Genomic DNA, 18316 nt, shown 5'->3' with positions numbered 1-18316 from the left:
AGAGCGATGGACCATTTGCACTATTCCGGGCTCCCGTTCGAAGCACAACGCGCTGCGTTTCTCGACATCCTGCTGTCGGATGCGCTCGTGCGCCAGGCGCTGGTATGTGCCCGCACGCTCGATCTTCCGGACTGGCTGGTGGTCTCCGGCGTGCTCTATAACTCGGTCTGGAACCATCTGACGGGGAAGCCGTCGGGTTATGGCATCAAGGATGTCGACCTGTTCTATTTCGACGATAGCGACCTGTCCTACGAGGCCGAGGACGCCGTCATCCGCCGGGCGGCGAAGCATTTCCAGGGGCTGCCCGTCGAGGTGCGCAACCAAGCGCGGGTGCATTTGTGGTACCCGCAGAAGTTCGGGCGGCCCTGTCCGCGCTACACGAGTTCGAGCGAGTCGGTCCGGTTTTTTGCGTCGAAGACACATGCGGTCGGGGTGCGATACGACGCGGATTGTCAACTGGAACTGCTGGCGCCGTTCGGTCTCGACGACGTCTTCTCATTCCGCGTCACGCCGAACCGGGCGATGGACAATCAGCGGACGCATGAGGCGAAGGGCCAGCGGGCGCGGGAGAACTGGCCGGAGGTTACGGTCGTGCCATGGTAGGAAATGCGGGTGCGAGACACCCCCCTCTGGCCTGCCGGCCATCTCCCCCGCAAGGGGGGAGATCGGCTCTGATCCGCTTTCGCGAATTACAGACGGCATAAGGTAGACGAGACAGCGAAGCTGCCAATCTCCCCCCTTGCGGGGGAGATGTCCGGTAGGACAGAGGGGGGTGTTTCACGCGGGCGTCTGGCAATCTTTTATGCCGCGCGGCATCGAAAAGGGGGGCAGGAGCACCCCTTTTCGGTTCTCTTGGGATTGCCAATCACCCATTCACCAGCGCCAGCAGCTCCTCTGTGTAGCGCTTGCCCATGACCTTATCAGGCGACAGTGCATCGCCGATGGTCTGTACCTCTGCGGCACTCAGCTCGATATCAGCCGCCGCCGTGTTCTGCTCGAGATGGCGGATCTTTCGGGCGCCCGGGATGGGGACAATGAAATCGTCCTGGTGCAGTACCCAGGCGAGCGCCAGCTGTGCCGAGGTCACTCCCTTTTCGGTCGCCAGTTTCTCCAGCGTGGCCACGACCTTGGCATTGGCTTCCATGGCGTCAGCCTGAAAGCGCGGCAAGGTGCGGCGCCAGTCGTCGTCATCAAGCGTCTCGGGCTTGGCGATCGTGCCGGTCAAGAGGCCACGGCCGAGCGGGCTATAGGGAACGAAACCGATGCCGAGTTCGCGGCAGACGGCGAACACCTCGTCTTCCGGGTCACGGCTCCACAGTGAATATTCGCTCTGGACCGCCGCGATCGGATGTACGGCATGTGCCCGGCGGATGGTGGCGACACTTGCTTCCGAAAGGCCGAGCGCGCGCACTTTGCCCTCGCGCACCAGCTCGGCCATGGCGCCGACCGTGTCCTCGATCGGCACGTTCGGGTCGACGCGGTGCTGGTAATAGAGATCGATCACGTCGGTGCCCAGCCGCTTCAGTGACGCCTCTGCGACGGCCTTGACGTGTTCGGGGCGGCTGTCGACGCCCGCCATGCGGTCGGTGCCGGTGCCTTCCTCCAGGATCTTGAAGCCGAACTTGGTTGCGATCGTCACCTGATCGCGCACCGGCTTCAGCGCCTTGCCGAGCAGGATCTCGTTCTCGTAGGGCCCGTAGACCTCTGCCGTGTCGAAGAAATTGACGCCGATCTCGACGGCGCGGCGCAAGGTGGCGATCGCCTCGGCTTCCGGCTGGCCCCCATAGCCAAAGCTCATGCCCATGCAGCCGAGGCCGACCGGGAAAACTTCCAGTTCAGTACCGAGTTTGCGGGTTTTCATCACGCGTCTCCTTGTTGCGATGCCCAGGAAATAGCGCCTTGCCTTATGTTCGATAATCGGCTCATCTGTGCACGGGGCGTTCTAGAAAATAGATCAATGAACCGGGCACATCTTTCACAGCTTGCGGTGCTGGCAACTGTTGCCCAATGCGGCAGCTTTCGCGGCGCGGCCAGGGAACTGGCGATCGCGCCGTCGGCGGTCAGCCATGCCGTGTCCAGCCTTGAGGCGCGGCTTGGCGTGCGGCTGTTGGCACGCAGCACCCGCAGCGTTGCCCCGACCGAAGAGGGCGCGCGGTTGCTGGAACGATTGCGGCCGGCGCTGTCGGAGATCGACCTGGCACTGGAGACGGCGGTCGAGGCGCGCGACCGGCCGGCCGGCAATCTGCGGCTCAGCGTGCCGCGCACGGCAGCCCATCTGGTGCTGACCCCGCGGCTCGGCGCCTTTGCCGCGGCTTACCCCGATATCGTGCTGGAGATCGTCATCGAGGACCGCTTCACCGACGTCGTGGAAGGCGGTTTCGACGCCGGCGTGCGGCTTGGCGAAAGCCTGCAGCGCGACATGATCGCGCTGCGCATCGGGCCCGATATCCGCGGCGCCGTGGTCGGCTCGCCCTCCTATTTCGACACCATGCCGAGGCCTCGCCACCCGCGTGACCTGTCCGACCATCGCTGCATCCGCTTCCGCTTCTCCAGCGGCATCCTCTACCGCTGGGAATTCGCCAGGGATGGCGAGGAGATCGAGATTGCCGCGCAAGGACCATTGATTCTCGACGAAGACCATCTGATCGCCCAGGCGGCGGTCGACGGGGCCGGGCTTGCCTTCGTCTTCGAGGATTATGTCCGCGAGCCGCTCCGCGATGGCCGGCTGATCCGCGTGCTGGAGGATTGGTGTCCGTCCTTCGAGGGTTTCTTCGTCTACTATCCGAGTCGCCGCCAGATGCGGCCTGCGCTCAGGGCCTTCATCGATTTCTTCAGGGTGAGCGGATAGGCTGCCCTCTCCCTTGTGGGAGGGTGGAAGAAAGCCGACGCGACATTCGTTCACCTTCCATGCGAGCTTCGATCATAAATACCCCGACCCGCTACGGTTGGGCGGCAATCCTGCTTCATTGGCTGATCGGCCTTGCCTTCATCGGCCAGTTCGCGCTCGGTTTCGCGATGGTCCGCATCAGCAGCCAGCGCACGGCTTTCGAGCTCATCCAGCTGCACAAATCGCTGGGCTTCCTGCTGCTCGGCCTGATCATCCTGCGCATCGCCTGGCGGCTCGGCAATGCCGCGCCGGCCTTGCCATCCTCGGTCGGATCCCTGGAGCGCCGGGCGGCGCCGCTCGCTCACCTGGCGCTCTATGCCTTCCAGATCGCTTTGCCTCTGTCCGGCTGGGCGCTGGTTTCGGTCTCGACGCTGGAAATTCCAAGCATGCCGTTCAACCTGTTCGTGATGCCCAACCTGCCGCTTGCGGAATCCCATGCCGCCGAGAGTTTTTGGGCGGCAGCGCACTGGTACCTTGCCTATGCCGGCGCAGCACTTGTGGCGCTGCATGTCACGGCGGCACTGCGCCATCATTTCCGACTGAGGGACAATGTGCTTACACGCATCGTCACGCCTTCCTCAGGCGGGGAATAGAACGGGGTTCGGCCTCGTTTGTAAGCGAGGACGCGAAGAGCGTTGCCTCCGAAGAAGGAAATAATCTCATGTATGCGCGACTCCTCGGATCGGCGGCCCTTGCCGCTTGCCTTGCCGTGCCTGTCTGGGCAGCAGTTGTCCTCGATGATGCCGCCGGCAGTTACACGATCAGCCAGGCTGACTCCTCGATCCGCTTCACCATCGGCAAGGCCGGCGGCGGCGGTTTCGATGGTGCGTTTGCTCACTTCAAGGGCACGATCCGCATCGACAATGACGACGTCAGCCGCTCGAAGGTCAACCTCACCATTTTTCCCGAAAGCGTCGGCACCGGCCAGGGCCGCATCGACGCTTTCCTGCGTTCAGACGCCGTGTTCGATGCGGCCAACAGCCCCGAAATCCAGTTCCGCTCGACCAGCGTGACCCGCACCGGCGATACGACGGCGCTTGTCACCGGCCGGCTGACGGCGCGCGGCAAGACGTTTGCGGAAAAGTTCACCGCCGAGCTCGATGGCCTGAAGTCCGGCACGATCGGGTTCCACGTCACCGGCAAGGTGCTGCGGTCGCGCTACGGAATGGATGTCGGCACGCCGATCTATTCCAACGTCGTCGGTTTCGACATGAGGCTGACGGGGAAGAGGGGTTGAGCCATCGCTCCCCGCTCGTGGGGCGAGGAACTTGGCCCCCGCATTGGCTTTTGCCCCGATTTCAGGCAAACCTCCTCGCCTGTAATCGAGAGGAGAAGCCTGATGTTCCGATGGGGTGTGTTATCGACGGCCAAGATCGGTCGCGAGCAGCTTTTACCTGCGATCGTGGAGGCGGAAAATGGCGTGCTGTCCGCAATCGCCAGCCGCGATCAGTCGAAGGCCCGTGGGTTGGCCGATCGCTTCGGCGCGCCGCATGCTTTCGGTTCCTATGAGGAGTTGCTCGCCTCGAACGAGGTCGACGGCGTCTATATCCCGCTGCCGACATCGCAGCATGTCGAATGGACGGCCAAGGCCATTCAGGCGGGAAAACATGTGCTGGTCGAAAAGCCGTTGGCGCTCGACGCCAAGGACATTCCGCCGCTGATCAAGCTGCGCGATGCCAGCAAGGTGTTGGTCTGCGAAGCCTTCATGGTCGTCTACCATCCGCAATGGATCAAGGTGCGCGACCTGATCGCCAGCGGCGTCATCGGCCGGCTGCGCCATGTGCAGGGCGCGTTCTCCTATTACAATGTCGATCCCAACAACATGCGCAACCAGCTCGACCTTGGCGGCGGCGCGCTGCCCGACATCGGCGTCTACCCGACCGTGTCGACGCGCTTTTCCACCGGCAAGGAGCCGCTGCGCGTGCAGGCGACGATCGAGCGCGGCAAAAAATTCGGCACCGACATCTATTCCTCGATCCGCGCCGATTTCGGCGACTTCGAACTGTCCTTCTATCTCTCGACCCAGATGGCCGCGCGCCAGGTGATGGTGTTCCATGGCGAGAACGGGTTCATCGAGGTGTTTTCGCCGTTCAATGCCGGGCTCTACGATCACCACCGCGTCGAGTTGCACAATCAGAACCACACGGAGGCGCAGGTGTTCCGCTTTCCCGGTACGCAGCAGTACCGGCTCGAGGTCGAGACCTTCGCGCGGGCGGCCCAGGGCGGCAAGGAGCGCGTTTTTACGCTGGAGGAATCCGTGCTCAACCAGAAGGTCATCGACGCCATCTTCCGCGCCGGCGGCAAGGACGGCTGGGAGGCGGTCTGACCATCATTGACATAATTCCGGTTCGAGATTCATACGGTAGCCAGCTAACGGGAGGGGAAATTGGCTGACGACGCGGATGTCATCATCGTCGGCGCCGGCCTTGCCGGGCTGGTCGCCGCCGCCGAACTGGCCGAGGCCGGCAAGAAGATCGTCATCGTCGACCAGGAACCGGAGCAGTCGCTGGGCGGCCAGGCCTTCTGGTCGTTCGGCGGTCTGTTCCTCGTCGATTCGCCCGAGCAGCGGCGCATGCGCATCCGCGATTCGCACGAGCTGGCGCTCGAGGACTGGCTGGGCACCGCCGCTTTCGACCGGCCGGAGGATCACTGGCCGCGCAAATGGGCCGAGGCCTATGTCGGCTTCGCCGCCGGCGAGAAGCGCTCCTGGCTGCTGGAGCGCGGGATGAAATTCTTTCCCGTGGTCGGATGGGCCGAGCGCGGCGGCGGCAATGCCATTGGCCATGGCAATTCCGTGCCGCGCTTTCACATCACCTGGGGCACCGGTCCCGGCGTGCTCGAGCCCTTCGTGCTGCGCGTGCGCGAGGCCGAGAAGCGCGGATTGATCCGCTTCAAGTTCCGCCACCGCGTCAACGAATTGATCCGCACCGGCACGAGGATCGACGGGGTGCGCGGCGACATCCTGCAACCAAGCACCGTCGAGCGCGGCCACAAGAGTTCGCGTGAGATATCAGGTGATTTCGAGGTTCATGCGCAGGCCGTGATCGTCGCCTCCGGCGGCATCGGCGGCAACCACCAGCTGGTCCGGGAAAACTGGCCGAAGCGTCTGGGCGCGGCGCCGAAGTCCATGATCACCGGCGTGCCCGACCATGTCGACGGCCGCATGCTGGCGATCACGGAACAGGCCGGCGGCAGCGTCATCAATCGCGACCGCATGTGGCACTATGTCGAGGGCATCAGGAACTGGGCGCCGATCTGGACCGATCATGCCATCCGCATCCTGCCCGGTCCGTCGTCGCTGTGGCTCGACGCCAGGGGCAAGCGCCTGCCGGTGCCGCTTTACCCCGGTTTCGACACGCTCGGCACGCTCAGCCACATCATGAGCACCGGCTTCGACTATTCCTGGTTCATCCTGACCAAAAAAATCATCCAGAAGGAGTTCGCGCTCTCGGGCTCCGAGCAGAACCCGGACCTGACCGGCAAGAGCTGGCGCCAGGTGCTCGGCCGCGCCACGTCGGGCATTCCGGGCCCGGTCAAGGCGTTCATGGAGAAGGGCGAGGATTTCATCATCGAGGCCGAACTGCCCGATCTGGTGGCGCGCATGAACAAGCTGGCCGGCGGCGAACCGCTGCTCGACGTCGCCCATGTCGAGCGCGAGATCCGCGCCCGCGACCGGCAACTCGACAATCCCTTCTCCAAGGACATGCAGGTCGCCGCGCTGCGCGGAGCGCGGGCCTATCTCGGCGACCGGCTGATCCGCACGGCCAGGCCGCACAAGATGCTCGATCCCGCGAACGGCCCGCTGATCGCGGTTCGCCTCAACATCCTGACCCGCAAGACGCTGGGTGGCCTGCGGACCGATCTCGAAAGCCGCGTGCTGGGGAGCAATGGCGAGCCGGTTCAGGGCCTCTATGCGGTCGGCGAAGCCGCCGGTTTCGGCGGCGGCGGCGTGCATGGCTATGCGGCGCTCGAAGGCACGTTCCTGGGCGGCTGTATCTTCTCCGGCCGCAGCGCCGGCCGGGCGGCGGCTCGTTCGGTAGGCTGAGCGCCGAACGGCTTGGCAGTCGCTGGGTTGATCATCTTCTGTCGATTGTCATGCGAGGAGGCCCTCACCAGATCCACTCGCTTTTGCCGAGCGCCGACACCGCCTCGACGATGCGGGTAAAGCTGGCGCGGGCGCGGCCGACCGTGTGCCTCGCCCTGAGATAGCCGTGCACAAGCCCTTTTTCCTCGAACCAAGTGGCTCGCCCGCCGCCCGCCACGATGCGGTCGCGATAGGCCTCGCCGTCCGACGACAGCGGATCGCACTCGGCGGTGATCAGCACGGTCGGCGGCAGGTTGGCGAAATCGGCGTCGGCCAGCGGCTGAAGCGTGATGTCGCCGGTCTGGTCCACGCCGCCGGTACGGATGTGCTTGTAGAATTCGAGGTCGCGCGTGGTCAGCATAGGCGCTTCGGCATGCTTCAGATAGGAGCCACGCGAACGGTCGCCGCCGAGCCCGGGATAGATCAGCACCTGCCCGATCGGTTTCTTCGCATGGCCGCGCGTCGCATGGCTGACTGCGGCGCAGAGATTGCCACCGGCGCTGTCGCCGCAGAGCAGGACGGGATGATCGCGGGTGGCTGCCGCCCACTCGAAGGCGTTCATCGCATCGTCAAACGCAGCCGGATGCAGATGCTCCGGCGCCAGCCGGTAGTCGACCGAGACGACGTCATAGCCGGTGCGGCCGCAAAGCTCGGCGCAAACGTCGTCATGGCTGTCGAGCCCGCCAAGGATGAACCCGCCGCCGTGGTAATAGAGCACCGTTGCCACTGCCTGCGGGGCGCTGCGATAGATGCGGATCGGGATATTGCACGCCTGTGCGGCAATAGCGGTGGTTTCCGCTGTCACCCCCTCGGGATAGCCGGCAAAGAACTCCCGGCACATGCGGGCGTAGATCTCGCGCTGCTCGGCAATCGTGTAGTCGATCGTATCCGGCGGGTAATAGGAATTGGTCCGCTCGATGAAGGCCCGGGTCTCGGCATCAATGAGTTTGCTGTAGTCGGTCATGGCCGCGCCGACTGTGAACGGCGAGCCCAGGCACCCCCCTCTGTCCTGCCGGACATCTCCCCCGCAAGGGGGGAGATTGGCAGTTCAATCGACATCGCCCTTATTGCAGCGTTGACGATTGGCGAAAGCGGAAATGACATCCAATCTCCCCCCTTGCGGGGGAGATGGCCGGCAGGCCAGAGGGGGGTGCCTCGCGCCGTCATCTCTGGCATTGCTTTACTTCCCCTTCCACACCGGTTCCCGCTTCTCCGCAAAAGCCCGGAACCCTTCCATATTGTCCTCGGAACCGTACAGCGCATCGACCGTCGGCAACTGCCGGCGCGTCACCCTGTTCATCGCGTCCTGGAAAGTCAGCGCTTCGGCCACCCGCGCGGTTTCCTTGATCGCGGCGAAGACAAGCGGCGGGCCGCTGGCGAGCAGGCGGGCGATCTCCCAGACGCGGTCCTCCAGCTTCTCCTTCGGCAGCACCTCGTTGACCAGGCCCCAGCGATGCGCCTCGGCAACGTCCATCCAGCGGCCAGTGAGCAAAAGGTCCATGGCGACATGATAGGGAATGCGCTTCGGCAGCTTGATGGTCGCGGCGTCGGCAAGCGTGCCGGCGCGGATCTCGGGCAATGCGAAGGAGGAGTGATCGGAGGCGTAGATGAGATCGCAGGACAGCGCCAGCTCGAAGCCGCCCCCCACCGCCATACCGTTTACGCACGCGATGACAGGCTTGTTCAAGTCGCGCAGTTCCTGCAGCCCGGCAAAGCCGCCGACGCCATAGTCGCCGTCGACGGCGTCGCCGCCGGCGGCGGCCTTCAGGTCCCAGCCGGCGCAGAAGAACTTGTCGCCGGCGGTCTTGACGATGGCGACGCGCAAGCCGGGGTCGTCGCGAAACGCCTTGAAGGTCTCGCCCATCAGCCGAGAGGTCTTCAGGTCGATGGCGTTGGCCTTGGGCCGATCGAGCGTGACCTCGAGGATCGAGCCTTCACGGCGGGTCGAAACGACGTCAGGCATTCTTGTTCTCTCCCAGCACCAAAAGCGCATCGGCGATCCAGGCGCCCTTGCCCTCGCTGCAGACGATCAGCGGATTGATGTCGAGTTCCTCGATCTCGCCGGCATTCGTCTGCACGAAGGCAGCAATGCCCGCGATGGCGTCGATGGCAGCTTGGACGTCGGCCTTCGGCCGACCGCGATAGCCTTCGAGCAGCGGGAACAGTTTGAGACCGCGAAGTGCTGCCTCGATGTCGTCGCGGGTCGCCGGCAGCATCAAGGTGACGCTGTCGCGCAGCAATTCGACCAGCACGCCGCCGGTGCCCAGCGTCATGACAGCGCCGAACATCGGATCGCGGGTGAAGCCGACGATCAGCTCGGCGACGCCGTCGCGCACCATGCGCTCGACATAAAGGCCGGTGCCGAGCGGCAAAAGGTCGTGCGCGGCGGTGCTGACGGATTCGGCGTCCCTGAGGTTGAGCCTGACAGCGCCGACCTCGGATTTGTGGGTGACACCCAGGGCCTTCAGCGCCACCGGGAAGCCGAGCGCCATGGACGAGATCACCGCCTCGACGGCACTGTCGGCGCGCTCGCCCTTGGGCACCGGCAGCCCGGCCTTGATCAGCCGCGCCTTGGCTTGCGCCTCGTCAGGCGTGACATGCTCGCCGCCGGCAGCGCCGGAAGCGGAGGTGTCGACCGGCTGCGCCTGCGGCTCGCGCCAGGCCCAGCCGATGAAGGCGGCCGCCTGGGCGGCATCCATCGCTTCGGAAATGCCGAACAGCGGCACCATGCCCCGCGCCATCAGCTCGGCGGTGTATTCCTCGGGCAGGTTCTCGGGCAGCGACGAGACGATCGCGCCATGCGCCTTGTTGGTCTTGAGCGCCGATTCGAAGGCGCGCAGCGTCGCCCACCAGTCGGTCACCGAGCAGCGGTCCGGGCGCGGGAAGTCGAGCACCAGCATGTTGAGGTCGAAGCCGCCCGACACCATGGCGGTGAAGGTGGCGGTCATCGCCGGCTCGTTGTTCCAGATGAAGGTGTGGTAGTCCAATGGATTGGCGACCGCGACCAGCGGCCCGAGCGTCGACTTGACGTGGGCACGGTGTTCTTCCGTCAGCACCGGGAAGTTGACCCAGCGGCCTTCGGCGCTGTCGGCCATGACCGAAGCCTCGCCGCCCGAACAGCTCATCGATGACAGGCTGTAGCCGGGCAGCGGACCGGTGACATGCAGCAGCTTCAGCGCCTCGATGAAGGCGGGGATGGAATCGACGCGCGCGATGCCGAGCCGTTTCAGGAAGGCCCCGGACGCTGCGTCCGAGCCGGCGAGCGACGCGGTGTGCGAGACGGTCGCTTGCCTGGCCTGTTCGGAGCGGCCGACCTTCATGGCGATGATCGGCTTTTTCAATTCCCTCGCCCGTGCCGCCAGCCGCTCGAAGCCGGCTACCGAATCGAAAGCCTCGATGTGCAGGCCGAGCGAGGTGACGCGCTCGTCCTCGATCAGGCCGAGCGCCATTTCGGAGAGGCCGGTCTGCGCCTGGTTGCCGGCGGTCATCAGGAAGGCGATCGGCAGGCCACGCTTCTGCATCGTCATGTTGATGGCGATGTTGGACGACTGGGTAATAATGGCCACCCCTTTGCCGCCGTCGGCCAATCTTATGCCGCCATGCTGGTCGGGCCACAAAAGCGCGCCGTCGGCATAGTTGATCAGGCCGTAACAGTTCGGCCCGATGATCGGCATCTCGCCGGCGGCGGCGACGAGTTCGGCCTGCAGGCGCTCGCCATCCGCGTCATAGGCTTCGGTTTCGAGAAAACCAGCGGCAAAGCAGACCGCGCCGCCAGCGCCGCGTTCGGCCAGGGCCTTGATCACGTCAATGGTCAAGTGTCGGTTGACGCCGACAAAGGCGGCGTCCGGTGCGCCGGGCAGGTCGGCGACCGAACGATAGGCCTTGCGGCCGGCGACCTCGTCCTTGCTCGGGTGCACCGGCCAGATCTCGCCGGCAAAGCCCATCTTGATCGACTGCGCCACGACCGCGGCGGCCTGCGCGCCGCCGAACACGGCGATCGATTTAGGGCGCAGGAGACGTTCGAGTTTATGCATGGATCAGGCCCCGAACGGGCGCAGCAGCGCTCGCGAAATGATGTGGCGCTGGATTTCCGACGTGCCTTCCCAGATACGCTCGACGCGCGCATCGCGCCAGATGCGCTCCAGCGGCAGGTCGTCCATCAGCCCCATGCCGCCATGGATCTGGATCGCCTCATCGGCGACGAAGGCGAGCATTTCGGTGGCCTTCAGCTTGGCCATGGCCATGTCCTGGTCGGTGACGGTGCCCTGATCGTACTTCCAGCCGGCTTCGAACACCATCAGGTCGGCGGCCTTGAGCTCCGTCGCCATGTCGGCGAGCTTGAACGACACGCCTTGAAACTTGCCGATCTGCTGGCCGAACTGCTGCCGCTGCGCGGCGTACTCGACCGCGTGACCGAGCGCGCGTTCCGCGCGGCCGAGGCAGGTGGCGCCGACCTGCAGGCGGGTGGCGCCGAGCCAGGAATTGGCGACGTCGAAACCCTTGTGGACTTCACCCAACACCTGGCTTGCCGGAAGGCGGCAGTCGTCGAATTCCAGGATGGCGTTGGTGTAACCGCGATGCGAGACGTTGCGGTAGCCCTCGCGCACCGTGAACCCCTTGGTGCCCTTGTCGACGAAGAAGGCGGTGATCTTCTTGCGCTTGCCGCGCGGTGAATCCTCTTCGCCCGAAGCCATGAACACGATGGCAAAGTCGGCAAGATCGGCGTGGCTGATGAAGTGCTTGGTGCCGTTCAGGACCCAGTCGCCGCCATCCTGAACGGCTGTCGCCTTCATTCCGCGCAGGTCCGAACCGGCGCCCGGTTCGGTCATCGCCAGGCAATCCCATTTCTCGCCGCGGATGCAGGGAAACAGGTATTTTTCGCGCTGCTCCGGCGTGCCGGCCAAAAGGATGTTGGAGGGGCGCGCGACGCAGGTCCAGTGCAGCGCGTAGTTGGCGCGGCCGAGTTCCTTCTCGTAGAGCAGCCAGGTCACCGTATCGAGCCCCGCGCCGCCGACATCGGCCGGCATGTTGGCGGCATAGAGACCGGCTTCGATCGCCTTGGCCTTTAGCTCCTCGATCAGTTCGCGGCGCAGCACGCCGGTGCGCTCGACCTCGCGCTCATGGGGGTAAAGCTCATTCTCGACGAAGGCGCGCGTCGTCTCGACAATGAGCTTCTGTTCCTCCGACAGACCGAAATCCATGGTCTCAGCCTTTCTTCTTTTTCTTCGGTTTTTCGGCTTTCTTCACCGGCTTCGATGCCTTCGCCTTCTCGGCCGCCTTGGAGGCGGCCGGCTTTTTCGCCGCCAGCTTGGCCAACTGCTTCGTATAGTCCCTGTGCAGGGCGCCGGCTCCCCAGCCCTTGCCCTTGTTCTGCTTCGAGAGCGCATCCATGATGGCGACCAGATTGTCGTCGCGGATCTTTTCCAGTTCGCGGATCGACAGGCCATGCGCCTGGTCGTCCGACTGCGTGGCGATCAGGTCGACCAGTTGGTCGTTGAACTCCGGTACGTCCATCAGCTTGGTCCACGGCCATTTCAGGCAGGGGCCGAACTGCGCCATGAAGTGGCGCATGCCGGCTTCGCCGCCGGCGACGCGATAGACCTGGAACATGCCCATCTGCGCCCAGCGCAGGCCAAAGCCATAGCGCATGATGTCGTCCAGTTCCTCGACGGTGCAGATGCCGTCCTTGATCAGCCACAGCGCCTCGCGCCAGGCGGCTTCCAGCAGTCGGTCGCCGACGAAGGCCTCGATTTCCTTGCGGATGACGACAGGCTTCATGCCGATCGAGGCATAGATTTCCCGGGCAACCTCGATCGCCTCCGGAAAGGTCTGGTCGCCGCCGACGATCTCGACCAGCGGCAGGAGATAGACCGGGTTGAACGGGTGGCCGACGACCAGCCGCTCCGGATGCTTCTTCATCGCAATCTGCATGTCGGTCGGCTTGATGCCTGATGTGGACGAGCCGACGATGGCGTTGGCCGGCGCGTGAGTGTCGATCTCGGCCAGCACCTTGTGCTTGAGGTCGAGCCGTTCCGGCACGCTTTCCTGGATGAAATCGGCGTCGGCCACCGCGTCGGCAATGGTCTTGGCGAAGGTCAGTCTGCCTTCTTTCGGCAGGCCGCCCGGAACCATCTGCTTGTAGGCGCGGCGCGCGCCCCTCATCACTTCTGAGACCTTGCGCGAGGCCTCGGGATCGGGATCGAAGATCGACACGTCGATGCCGTTGAGGAGCAGCCGCGCCACCCAGCCGGCGCCGATGACACCGCCGCCGATGGCGGCCGCCTTGTTGATGATGCTCATTGTCAGGCTCCGGTTCTTTTGCTGGCTGTTTGTGGATCCGTCAGAGGCACGCGCTCGCCCGTACGGATCACCGATGGGTCGTAGGCCTTGCGGGCAAAGACTTCGAGCGCGAAGGGCCGGAAGAACTCGATCGGCAGCGTCTCGTAGTCGGGGTCGAAGCTCGACTGGTCCCAGCGTTCGCAAAACTGGTCGCAATCGTCGAAATAGGCATGGCCGGCGAAGCGGTCGCGCGCGTGGCGATTGCCGCCGAGATGATGGGCGTAATAAAGGCGCTGGAAATCGCCGTGCTTTTCCACCACCCAGGTGCATTGCTCGCGCACGAAGGGTTTCAGGATCGACGCGGCATATTCGTCGTGATTGTAGGGCGCGTAGATGTCGCCGATGTCGTGCAGCAGCGCGCAGGCGATCCAGTCGGTGTCGGCGCCATCACGCCAGGCGCGCGTCGCCGCCTGCAGCGAATGGCCGAGCCGGGTGATCTTGTAGCCCGACAGGCCCTCGTCGAGCTGCACCAGCGCGTCGAGCAGCCGCTCGCCGATCCTGGCTGCATAGTCGATCTCGTGCGCGGTCAGGAATTCGTAGTCTTCCCTGTCGCCATCCTTCATTGCGGTGAATTTGACGGTGGCCATCTGAAGCTCCCCTCTCTATGCCGCGATCGGCGGCCGCTTGGTGAGGTTGAGCTTCCTGCGCACTTCCTCCGGCCCCAGAATCCTGGCGCCGAGATTGGTGACGATGCTGGCGGCACGTTCGACCAGCTGCGCGTTGGTGGCAAGCACGCCCTTGTCGAGCCAGAGATTGTCTTCGAGACCGACGCGGACATTGCCGCCGGCCAGCACTGCGGCGGCGGCATAGGCCATCTGGTTGCGGCCGATCGAAAAGGCCGACCAGCTCCAGGTCGACGGCACGTTGTTGACCATGGCCATGAAGGTGTTGAGGTCGTCAGGCGCCCCCCATGGCACGCCCATGCAAAGCTGCACAAGCGCATCCGGCTTCAGAACCTGTTCCTCGACCAACTGCTTGGCGAACCACAGATGGCCTGTGTCGAAGGCCTCGATCTCCGGCTTGACGCCGAGCGCGGTCATCATGCCGCCCATGGCGCGCAGCATGCCGGGTGTGTTGGTCATGACATAGTCGGCCTCTGCGAAGTTCATTGTGCCGCAGTCCAACGTGCAGATCTCCGGCAGGCACTGGCGTACATGCTCCATGCGGTTGGTGGCGCCGCCCATGTCGGTGCCCTTCTCATTGAGCGGCAGCGGCGCTTCGGGCGAGCCGAACACCATGTCTCCACCCATGCCGGCGGTAAGGTTCAGCACCACGTCGACGTCTGCCTCGCGGATGCGCTCGGTCACCTCGCGGTAGAGATGAACGTCGCGCCTGGGCTTGCCGGTTTCGGGGTCGCGCACATGGCAATGCACGATCGCCGCCCCCGCCTTGGCCGCGTCGATGGCCGAATCAGCGATCTCTTTGGGCGAGCGCGGCACATGCGGGCTGCGGTCCTGCGTGCCGCCGGACCCGGTCACGGCACAGGTAATGAAAACCTCACGGTTCATCGCAAGCGGCATGGAACTCTCCTCCCAGTCGAAACAGGCGCCAAGCATCGCCCGGCTTGCCGAAAACTGCTTTGCGTTTTACGAAGCTTCCATGACTAAAGGCGAAAAACTGACGATCTTTCGCGCCGAGCGTCTGCCGCTCAAGGTGACGATGCTGGTGTTTTCCGGCTCGTCCATCATGTGCGTGGCCTCGGCGGTCGACCCGCTGCGCGCCGCCAACCGCATCTCCGGCGAGACATTGTTCGATTTCAAGCTGGTTTCCGTAACCGGCGAGGCGCCGGTCACCACTTGCGGCCTGCCAGTGGCGGTCAGCGGCCGCTTCGACGCGGCCGAACCGACCGACGTTCTTGTCGTCGTCGCCGGTTTCGGCACGCAGAATTATGCGACGTCGGCTCTGCTCTCGGGCCTGCGCCGCGCCGCCCGTTCGGCGCGCGCCTGCGGCGGCGTCGAGGCCGGTACATGGCTGGTCGCGCGGGCCGGCTTGCTCGAAGGCCGCAGCGCCACGACCCATTGGGAAGACATGGAAGATTTCTCGTCGGCCTTTCCGGGCGTCGACGTCCGCCCGGACCGTTACGTCATCGACGGGCCGGTCTTCACCTCCGGTGGCGCCTCGCCCACCTTCGACCTGATGCTGCACCTCGTTCGCACCCGCCTCGGCATGGCCGTGGCGCTCGATGTGGCCAGCGTCTTCATCTACGATCAGGCCCGTGCGGCCACCGACGCTCAGCCCCTGGTCTCGCTTGGCCGGCTCGACGGCTATGATCCGCGCCTGGCGCAAGCCATCCGGCTGATGGAAGCGCATGTGGACCAGCCGTTGACGGTCGCCGCCGTGGCAAAGCGCGCCGGGGTGACGGCACGGACACTGGAGAGCATCTTCCGCAAGTCGATCGGCGAGACGCCCGGCGCCTACTATCTCAGGCTGCGCCTGGGTGCTGCGCGGCGGCTGGTGATCGACACCAGAGTGGCCATGGCCGACATTGCCGGGCGGACCGGATTTTCATCCGCCGCGGCATTTTCGAGGGCGTTTTCAAGAGCTTTCGGTGAAGCCCCGGTCAGGCTACGCCGGGGTTGATGTACATGTCGTCCAAAGCATGCCCACGGGCTTGACCCGAGGGTGGGAGGCGGTTGATCAGGCAGCGTTCTGCCGGTCGCCGCCACTATCGATCTGCGAGCGCATCTGTCTTGCCAGATGGGTCTCGAAACGGCTGGCAACGGCGCGGTCCCATTCGTTGGAGCGGCGCGCACCATCCTTCGGATGCGGCATTGCCATCAGCCGGTCGATAATCGACCCGGCCTCGCCATTTGAGAGCAGGGCGTCGATTTCACGTTCGTTCTGCATATCGGTTCGCCTCCTTCTTCCTCTCCCGCCACGAGCACCTTCTTATAGGAGATTCGTGACGGCAGTTTGAAGGCAAGAGAGAGGCGATTGAGGGGCGTCAGTGGGCAAAACCTTGTCGTCGATTCCGCACTGGCGCAAAGCCCTTCACCCGGTCTCGGCGCCACCCTCGTCCGCCCGCCGGCACCTTTTCCGTTCAATGGCGAACAGGGCGGCAGGCAAATAAGCGCGACGCCGGGAACTTCTCCCCGCGAAGCGCGTGGGTAAGCGGAGCGGCGGCTGAACGAGCCGCCGCCCGCCTTTCATCCCTTACACGTAGCGGTTGACGATGTTTTCCAGCAGTTCCTGACGGCCGGAGCGCGGCTGCGGTTCGATCTTCTTCTTCACCACGCGCTCGGCGATGTCCTCCAGCGTGCGCTTGCCGGCAAGCATCGCCTTGGCCTCGCCGCTGTTCCAGCCTGCGTAGCGCTCGGCGAGTGGAGCCGACAGCGCCTTGTCTTCGACCATCTTGGCGGCTGCCTTCAGGCCGCGCGCGCAGGCATCCATGCCGCCGATATGGCCGATCAGCAGGTCCTGCGGATCGAGCGACTGGCGGCGCAGCTTGGCGTCGAAATTGGTGCCGCCGGTCTTGAAGCCGCCCGCCTGCAGGACCTGGTAATAGGCCAGGGCCATCTCCGGCACATTGTTGGGGAACTGGTCGGTGTCCCAGCCCGACTGGTAGTCGTTGCGGTTCATGTCGATCGAGCCGAAGATGCCGAGCGCATTGGCCAACGCCAGCTCGTGCTCGAAGGAATGGCCGGCGAGGATGGCGTGGCCCTGCTCGATGTTGAGCTTGACCTCCTTCTCCAGGCCGAAGCGCTTGAGGAAGCCATAGACGGTCGCGACATCGTAGTCGTACTGGTGTTTTGTGGGTTCCTGCGGCTTCGGCTCGATCAGGATCGTGCCTTTGAAGCCGATTTTGTGCTTGTAGTCGACGACGAGGTTGAGGAAACGGCCGGCCTGCTCCTGCTCGCGGGCAAGGTCGGTGTTGAGCAGCGTCTCATAGCCCTCGCGTCCGCCCCAAAGCACATAATTCTCGCCCTTCAGCCGCTTGGTGACGTCGATGCAGCTCTTCACCGTCGCCGCCGCATAGGCAAACACATCCGGATCGGGGTTTGTCGCGGCACCCGACATGAAGCGGCGGTGCGAGAACAGGTTCGCCGTGCCCCACAAGAGCTTGACGCCAGTCTGCTTCATCTTGGTGGCGAAATAGTCCGCGATCTCGTCGAGGCGCGCGGAACTTTCCGAAAAATCCTTGCCTTCGGGCCGCACGTCGGCATCGTGGAAGCAGAAATAGGGCGCGCCGAGCAGCGAGAACATCTCGAAGGCGACGTCTGCTTTCAGTTTTGCCAGTTCCATCGTGTCGATGCCGCCGGCCTTGGGGAACCACGGCCGATCGAAGGTCTGGCCGCCGAACGGATCGCCGCCCGGCCAGGCGAAGGAATGCCAGTAGGCGACGGCGAAGCGCAGATGGTCTTCCAGCCGCTTGCCGGCCACCAGCTCGTCCGGGTTGTAGAACCGGTAAGCCAGCGGATTGGCCGAGTCCGGCCCCTCATATTTGATCTTCTGGATGTCGCCGAAAAAGCCGCTGCTCATGGATTTCCTTCCTCTCCGAAATGGCTCCGCCTGATTACCTCAGGCGTAATTGGTTCCGTTCGTCCGTTGGGTGAAAAGGGTCATGTCAAAGCCAACGAAGGAGACAGATCATGACCGATCTCAACAAGATCGCCGAAAGCTACATCACCGCCTGGAACGAGAGCGACGCCGCGCGCCGTCAGGCGCTGCTCAAGGCGACTTTCACCGAAGACGTCAGCTATCGCGATCCCATCATGCAGGGCGACGGCCATGAAGGCGTCGCGGCGCTGATCGACGGCGTGCAGCAGCGCTTTGCCGGCTTCCGCTTCTCGCTGAAAGGCACACCGGACGGGTTTGCCGACAAAATCCGCTTTTCCTGGAACCTCGGCCCGGAGGGCACACCGTCCATCATCGAAGGCACCGATATCGGCGTCATCGAGAACGGCCGCCTGAAGAGCATCACCGGCTTCCTCGACAAGGTGCCGGCGCAGTGAGGCTTCACGGCTAAGGTAGGCGCCAGGCGCCCCCCTCTGGCCTGCCGGCAATCT

The 18316-nt window shown here is 64.4% G+C and carries 18 protein-coding genes; 8 read left to right on the top strand and 10 right to left on the bottom strand.

Annotated features, from left to right (window positions below):
• Positions 1-6 precede the first annotated feature (6 nt).
• On the top strand, positions 7-603 hold the full coding sequence (locus tag FJ953_RS27605) for a nucleotidyltransferase family protein (protein ID WP_140554549.1): 597 nt from the start codon (positions 7-9) through the stop codon (positions 601-603).
• A 262-nt stretch (positions 604-865) separates the two neighbouring features.
• On the opposite strand, the gene FJ953_RS27595 is transcribed toward FJ953_RS27605, so the two are convergent.
• A complete protein-coding gene (locus tag FJ953_RS27595; protein WP_140625494.1) occupies positions 866-1861 on the bottom strand; it encodes an aldo/keto reductase in 996 nt (331 codons plus the stop codon).
• 96 nt (positions 1862-1957) lie between these two features.
• Here FJ953_RS27595 and FJ953_RS27590 point away from each other — a divergent pair, with 96 nt between their 5' ends.
• From FJ953_RS27590 to FJ953_RS27570, 5 genes are all read left to right on the top strand, one after another.
• Entirely contained in the window at positions 1958-2848 is an 891-nt protein-coding gene (locus FJ953_RS27590; protein WP_140517767.1) for a LysR family transcriptional regulator, read from the top strand.
• A gap of 59 nt (positions 2849-2907) precedes the next feature.
• Positions 2908-3480 carry a cytochrome b gene (locus tag FJ953_RS27585; protein ID WP_140625493.1) on the top strand — a complete coding sequence of 191 codons (573 nt, stop codon included), beginning with the start codon at positions 2908-2910 and terminating at the stop codon, positions 3478-3480.
• A gap of 68 nt (positions 3481-3548) precedes the next feature.
• On the top strand, positions 3549-4124 hold the full coding sequence (locus FJ953_RS27580) for a YceI family protein (RefSeq protein WP_140491123.1): 576 nt from the start codon (positions 3549-3551) through the stop codon (positions 4122-4124).
• A 102-nt stretch (positions 4125-4226) separates the two neighbouring features.
• Complete coding sequence (locus FJ953_RS27575; protein WP_140625492.1) at positions 4227-5213, top strand: Gfo/Idh/MocA family oxidoreductase; 987 nt, start codon at positions 4227-4229, stop codon at positions 5211-5213.
• Between the two features lie 60 nt (positions 5214-5273).
• Positions 5274-6932 (top strand): FAD-binding dehydrogenase, encoded by a 1659-nt coding sequence (locus tag FJ953_RS27570; RefSeq protein WP_140625491.1) that lies wholly within the window; start codon positions 5274-5276, stop codon positions 6930-6932.
• 64 nt (positions 6933-6996) lie between these two features.
• On the opposite strand, the gene FJ953_RS27565 is transcribed toward FJ953_RS27570, so the two are convergent.
• The 7 genes from FJ953_RS27565 to FJ953_RS27530 all read right to left on the bottom strand — a co-directional run bounded on the left by FJ953_RS27565 (position 6997) and on the right by FJ953_RS27530 (position 14830).
• On the bottom strand, positions 6997-7935 hold the full coding sequence (locus FJ953_RS27565) for an alpha/beta hydrolase (protein ID WP_140491116.1): 939 nt from the start codon (positions 7933-7935) through the stop codon (positions 6997-6999).
• A gap of 216 nt (positions 7936-8151) precedes the next feature.
• The gene (locus FJ953_RS27555) at positions 8152-8934 is read right to left on the bottom strand and encodes a carnitinyl-CoA dehydratase (protein WP_140517770.1); all 783 of its coding nucleotides are present in this window, start codon (positions 8932-8934) and stop codon (positions 8152-8154) included.
• Complete coding sequence (locus tag FJ953_RS27550) at positions 8927-11005, bottom strand: acetate--CoA ligase family protein (RefSeq protein ID WP_140625490.1); 2079 nt, start codon at positions 11003-11005, stop codon at positions 8927-8929. The genes FJ953_RS27555 and FJ953_RS27550 overlap by 8 nt, the downstream gene beginning before the upstream one ends.
• Positions 11006-11008: 3 nt before the next feature.
• Positions 11009-12172 (bottom strand): acyl-CoA dehydrogenase, encoded by a 1164-nt coding sequence (locus tag FJ953_RS27545; protein ID WP_140625489.1) that lies wholly within the window; start codon positions 12170-12172, stop codon positions 11009-11011.
• Between the two features lie 4 nt (positions 12173-12176).
• Complete coding sequence (locus FJ953_RS27540) at positions 12177-13271, bottom strand: carnitine 3-dehydrogenase (RefSeq protein ID WP_140625488.1); 1095 nt, start codon at positions 13269-13271, stop codon at positions 12177-12179.
• A 2-nt stretch (positions 13272-13273) separates the two neighbouring features.
• A complete protein-coding gene (locus tag FJ953_RS27535) occupies positions 13274-13897 on the bottom strand; it encodes an HD domain-containing protein (RefSeq protein WP_140563489.1) in 624 nt (207 codons plus the stop codon).
• A gap of 15 nt (positions 13898-13912) precedes the next feature.
• The gene (locus FJ953_RS27530) at positions 13913-14830 is read right to left on the bottom strand and encodes a 3-keto-5-aminohexanoate cleavage protein (RefSeq protein ID WP_140491102.1); all 918 of its coding nucleotides are present in this window, start codon (positions 14828-14830) and stop codon (positions 13913-13915) included.
• Between the two features lie 79 nt (positions 14831-14909).
• On the opposite strand from FJ953_RS27530, the gene FJ953_RS27525 reads away from it, so the two are divergent.
• A complete protein-coding gene (locus FJ953_RS27525) occupies positions 14910-15890 on the top strand; it encodes a GlxA family transcriptional regulator (protein ID WP_140491100.1) in 981 nt (326 codons plus the stop codon).
• Between the two features lie 57 nt (positions 15891-15947).
• On the opposite strand, the gene FJ953_RS27520 is transcribed toward FJ953_RS27525, so the two are convergent.
• Together FJ953_RS27520 and xylA are read right to left on the bottom strand one after the other, a co-directional pair.
• Entirely contained in the window at positions 15948-16157 is a 210-nt protein-coding gene (locus FJ953_RS27520; RefSeq protein WP_140491096.1) for a hypothetical protein, read from the bottom strand.
• Positions 16158-16463: 306 nt separating this feature from the next.
• Positions 16464-17789, bottom strand: coding sequence for a xylose isomerase (gene xylA, locus FJ953_RS27515; protein WP_140491093.1), 1326 nt, complete (start codon positions 17787-17789; stop codon positions 16464-16466).
• 110 nt (positions 17790-17899) lie between these two features.
• Between xylA and FJ953_RS27510 the strand changes: the two genes are divergently transcribed.
• On the top strand, positions 17900-18262 hold the full coding sequence (locus tag FJ953_RS27510) for a nuclear transport factor 2 family protein (RefSeq protein ID WP_140525794.1): 363 nt from the start codon (positions 17900-17902) through the stop codon (positions 18260-18262).
• Positions 18263-18316 lie beyond the last annotated feature (54 nt).

Origin of the sequence: Mesorhizobium sp. B2-3-6 (assembly GCF_006442305.1) — a bacterium.
GTDB lineage: Bacteria > Pseudomonadota > Alphaproteobacteria > Rhizobiales > Rhizobiaceae > Mesorhizobium.
The sequence above is the reverse complement of the archived record's forward strand: the minus strand, read 5'-3'. Positions and strand labels throughout refer to the sequence as shown.

Coding starts and splice junctions, on each gene's coding strand:
- FJ953_RS27605 (WP_140554549.1), top strand. CDS start 7: ATGGACCATTTGCACTATTCCGGGCTCCCGTTCGAAGCACAACGCGCT.
- FJ953_RS27595 (WP_140625494.1), bottom strand. CDS start 1,861: ATGAAAACCCGCAAACTCGGTACTGAACTGGAAGTTTTCCCGGTCGGC.
- FJ953_RS27590 (WP_140517767.1), top strand. CDS start 1,958: ATGAACCGGGCACATCTTTCACAGCTTGCGGTGCTGGCAACTGTTGCC.
- FJ953_RS27585 (WP_140625493.1), top strand. CDS start 2,908: ATGCGAGCTTCGATCATAAATACCCCGACCCGCTACGGTTGGGCGGCA.
- FJ953_RS27580 (WP_140491123.1), top strand. CDS start 3,549: ATGTATGCGCGACTCCTCGGATCGGCGGCCCTTGCCGCTTGCCTTGCC.
- FJ953_RS27575 (WP_140625492.1), top strand. CDS start 4,227: ATGTTCCGATGGGGTGTGTTATCGACGGCCAAGATCGGTCGCGAGCAG.
- FJ953_RS27565 (WP_140491116.1), bottom strand. CDS start 7,935: ATGACCGACTACAGCAAACTCATTGATGCCGAGACCCGGGCCTTCATC.
- FJ953_RS27555 (WP_140517770.1), bottom strand. CDS start 8,934: ATGCCTGACGTCGTTTCGACCCGCCGTGAAGGCTCGATCCTCGAGGTC.
- FJ953_RS27550 (WP_140625490.1), bottom strand. CDS start 11,005: ATGCATAAACTCGAACGTCTCCTGCGCCCTAAATCGATCGCCGTGTTC.
- FJ953_RS27545 (WP_140625489.1), bottom strand. CDS start 12,172: ATGGATTTCGGTCTGTCGGAGGAACAGAAGCTCATTGTCGAGACGACG.
- FJ953_RS27540 (WP_140625488.1), bottom strand. CDS start 13,271: ATGAGCATCATCAACAAGGCGGCCGCCATCGGCGGCGGTGTCATCGGC.
- FJ953_RS27535 (WP_140563489.1), bottom strand. CDS start 13,897: ATGGCCACCGTCAAATTCACCGCAATGAAGGATGGCGACAGGGAAGAC.
- FJ953_RS27530 (WP_140491102.1), bottom strand. CDS start 14,830: ATGCCGCTTGCGATGAACCGTGAGGTTTTCATTACCTGTGCCGTGACC.
- FJ953_RS27525 (WP_140491100.1), top strand. CDS start 14,910: ATGACTAAAGGCGAAAAACTGACGATCTTTCGCGCCGAGCGTCTGCCG.
- FJ953_RS27520 (WP_140491096.1), bottom strand. CDS start 16,157: ATGCAGAACGAACGTGAAATCGACGCCCTGCTCTCAAATGGCGAGGCC.
- xylA (WP_140491093.1), bottom strand. CDS start 17,789: ATGAGCAGCGGCTTTTTCGGCGACATCCAGAAGATCAAATATGAGGGG.
- FJ953_RS27510 (WP_140525794.1), top strand. CDS start 17,900: ATGACCGATCTCAACAAGATCGCCGAAAGCTACATCACCGCCTGGAAC.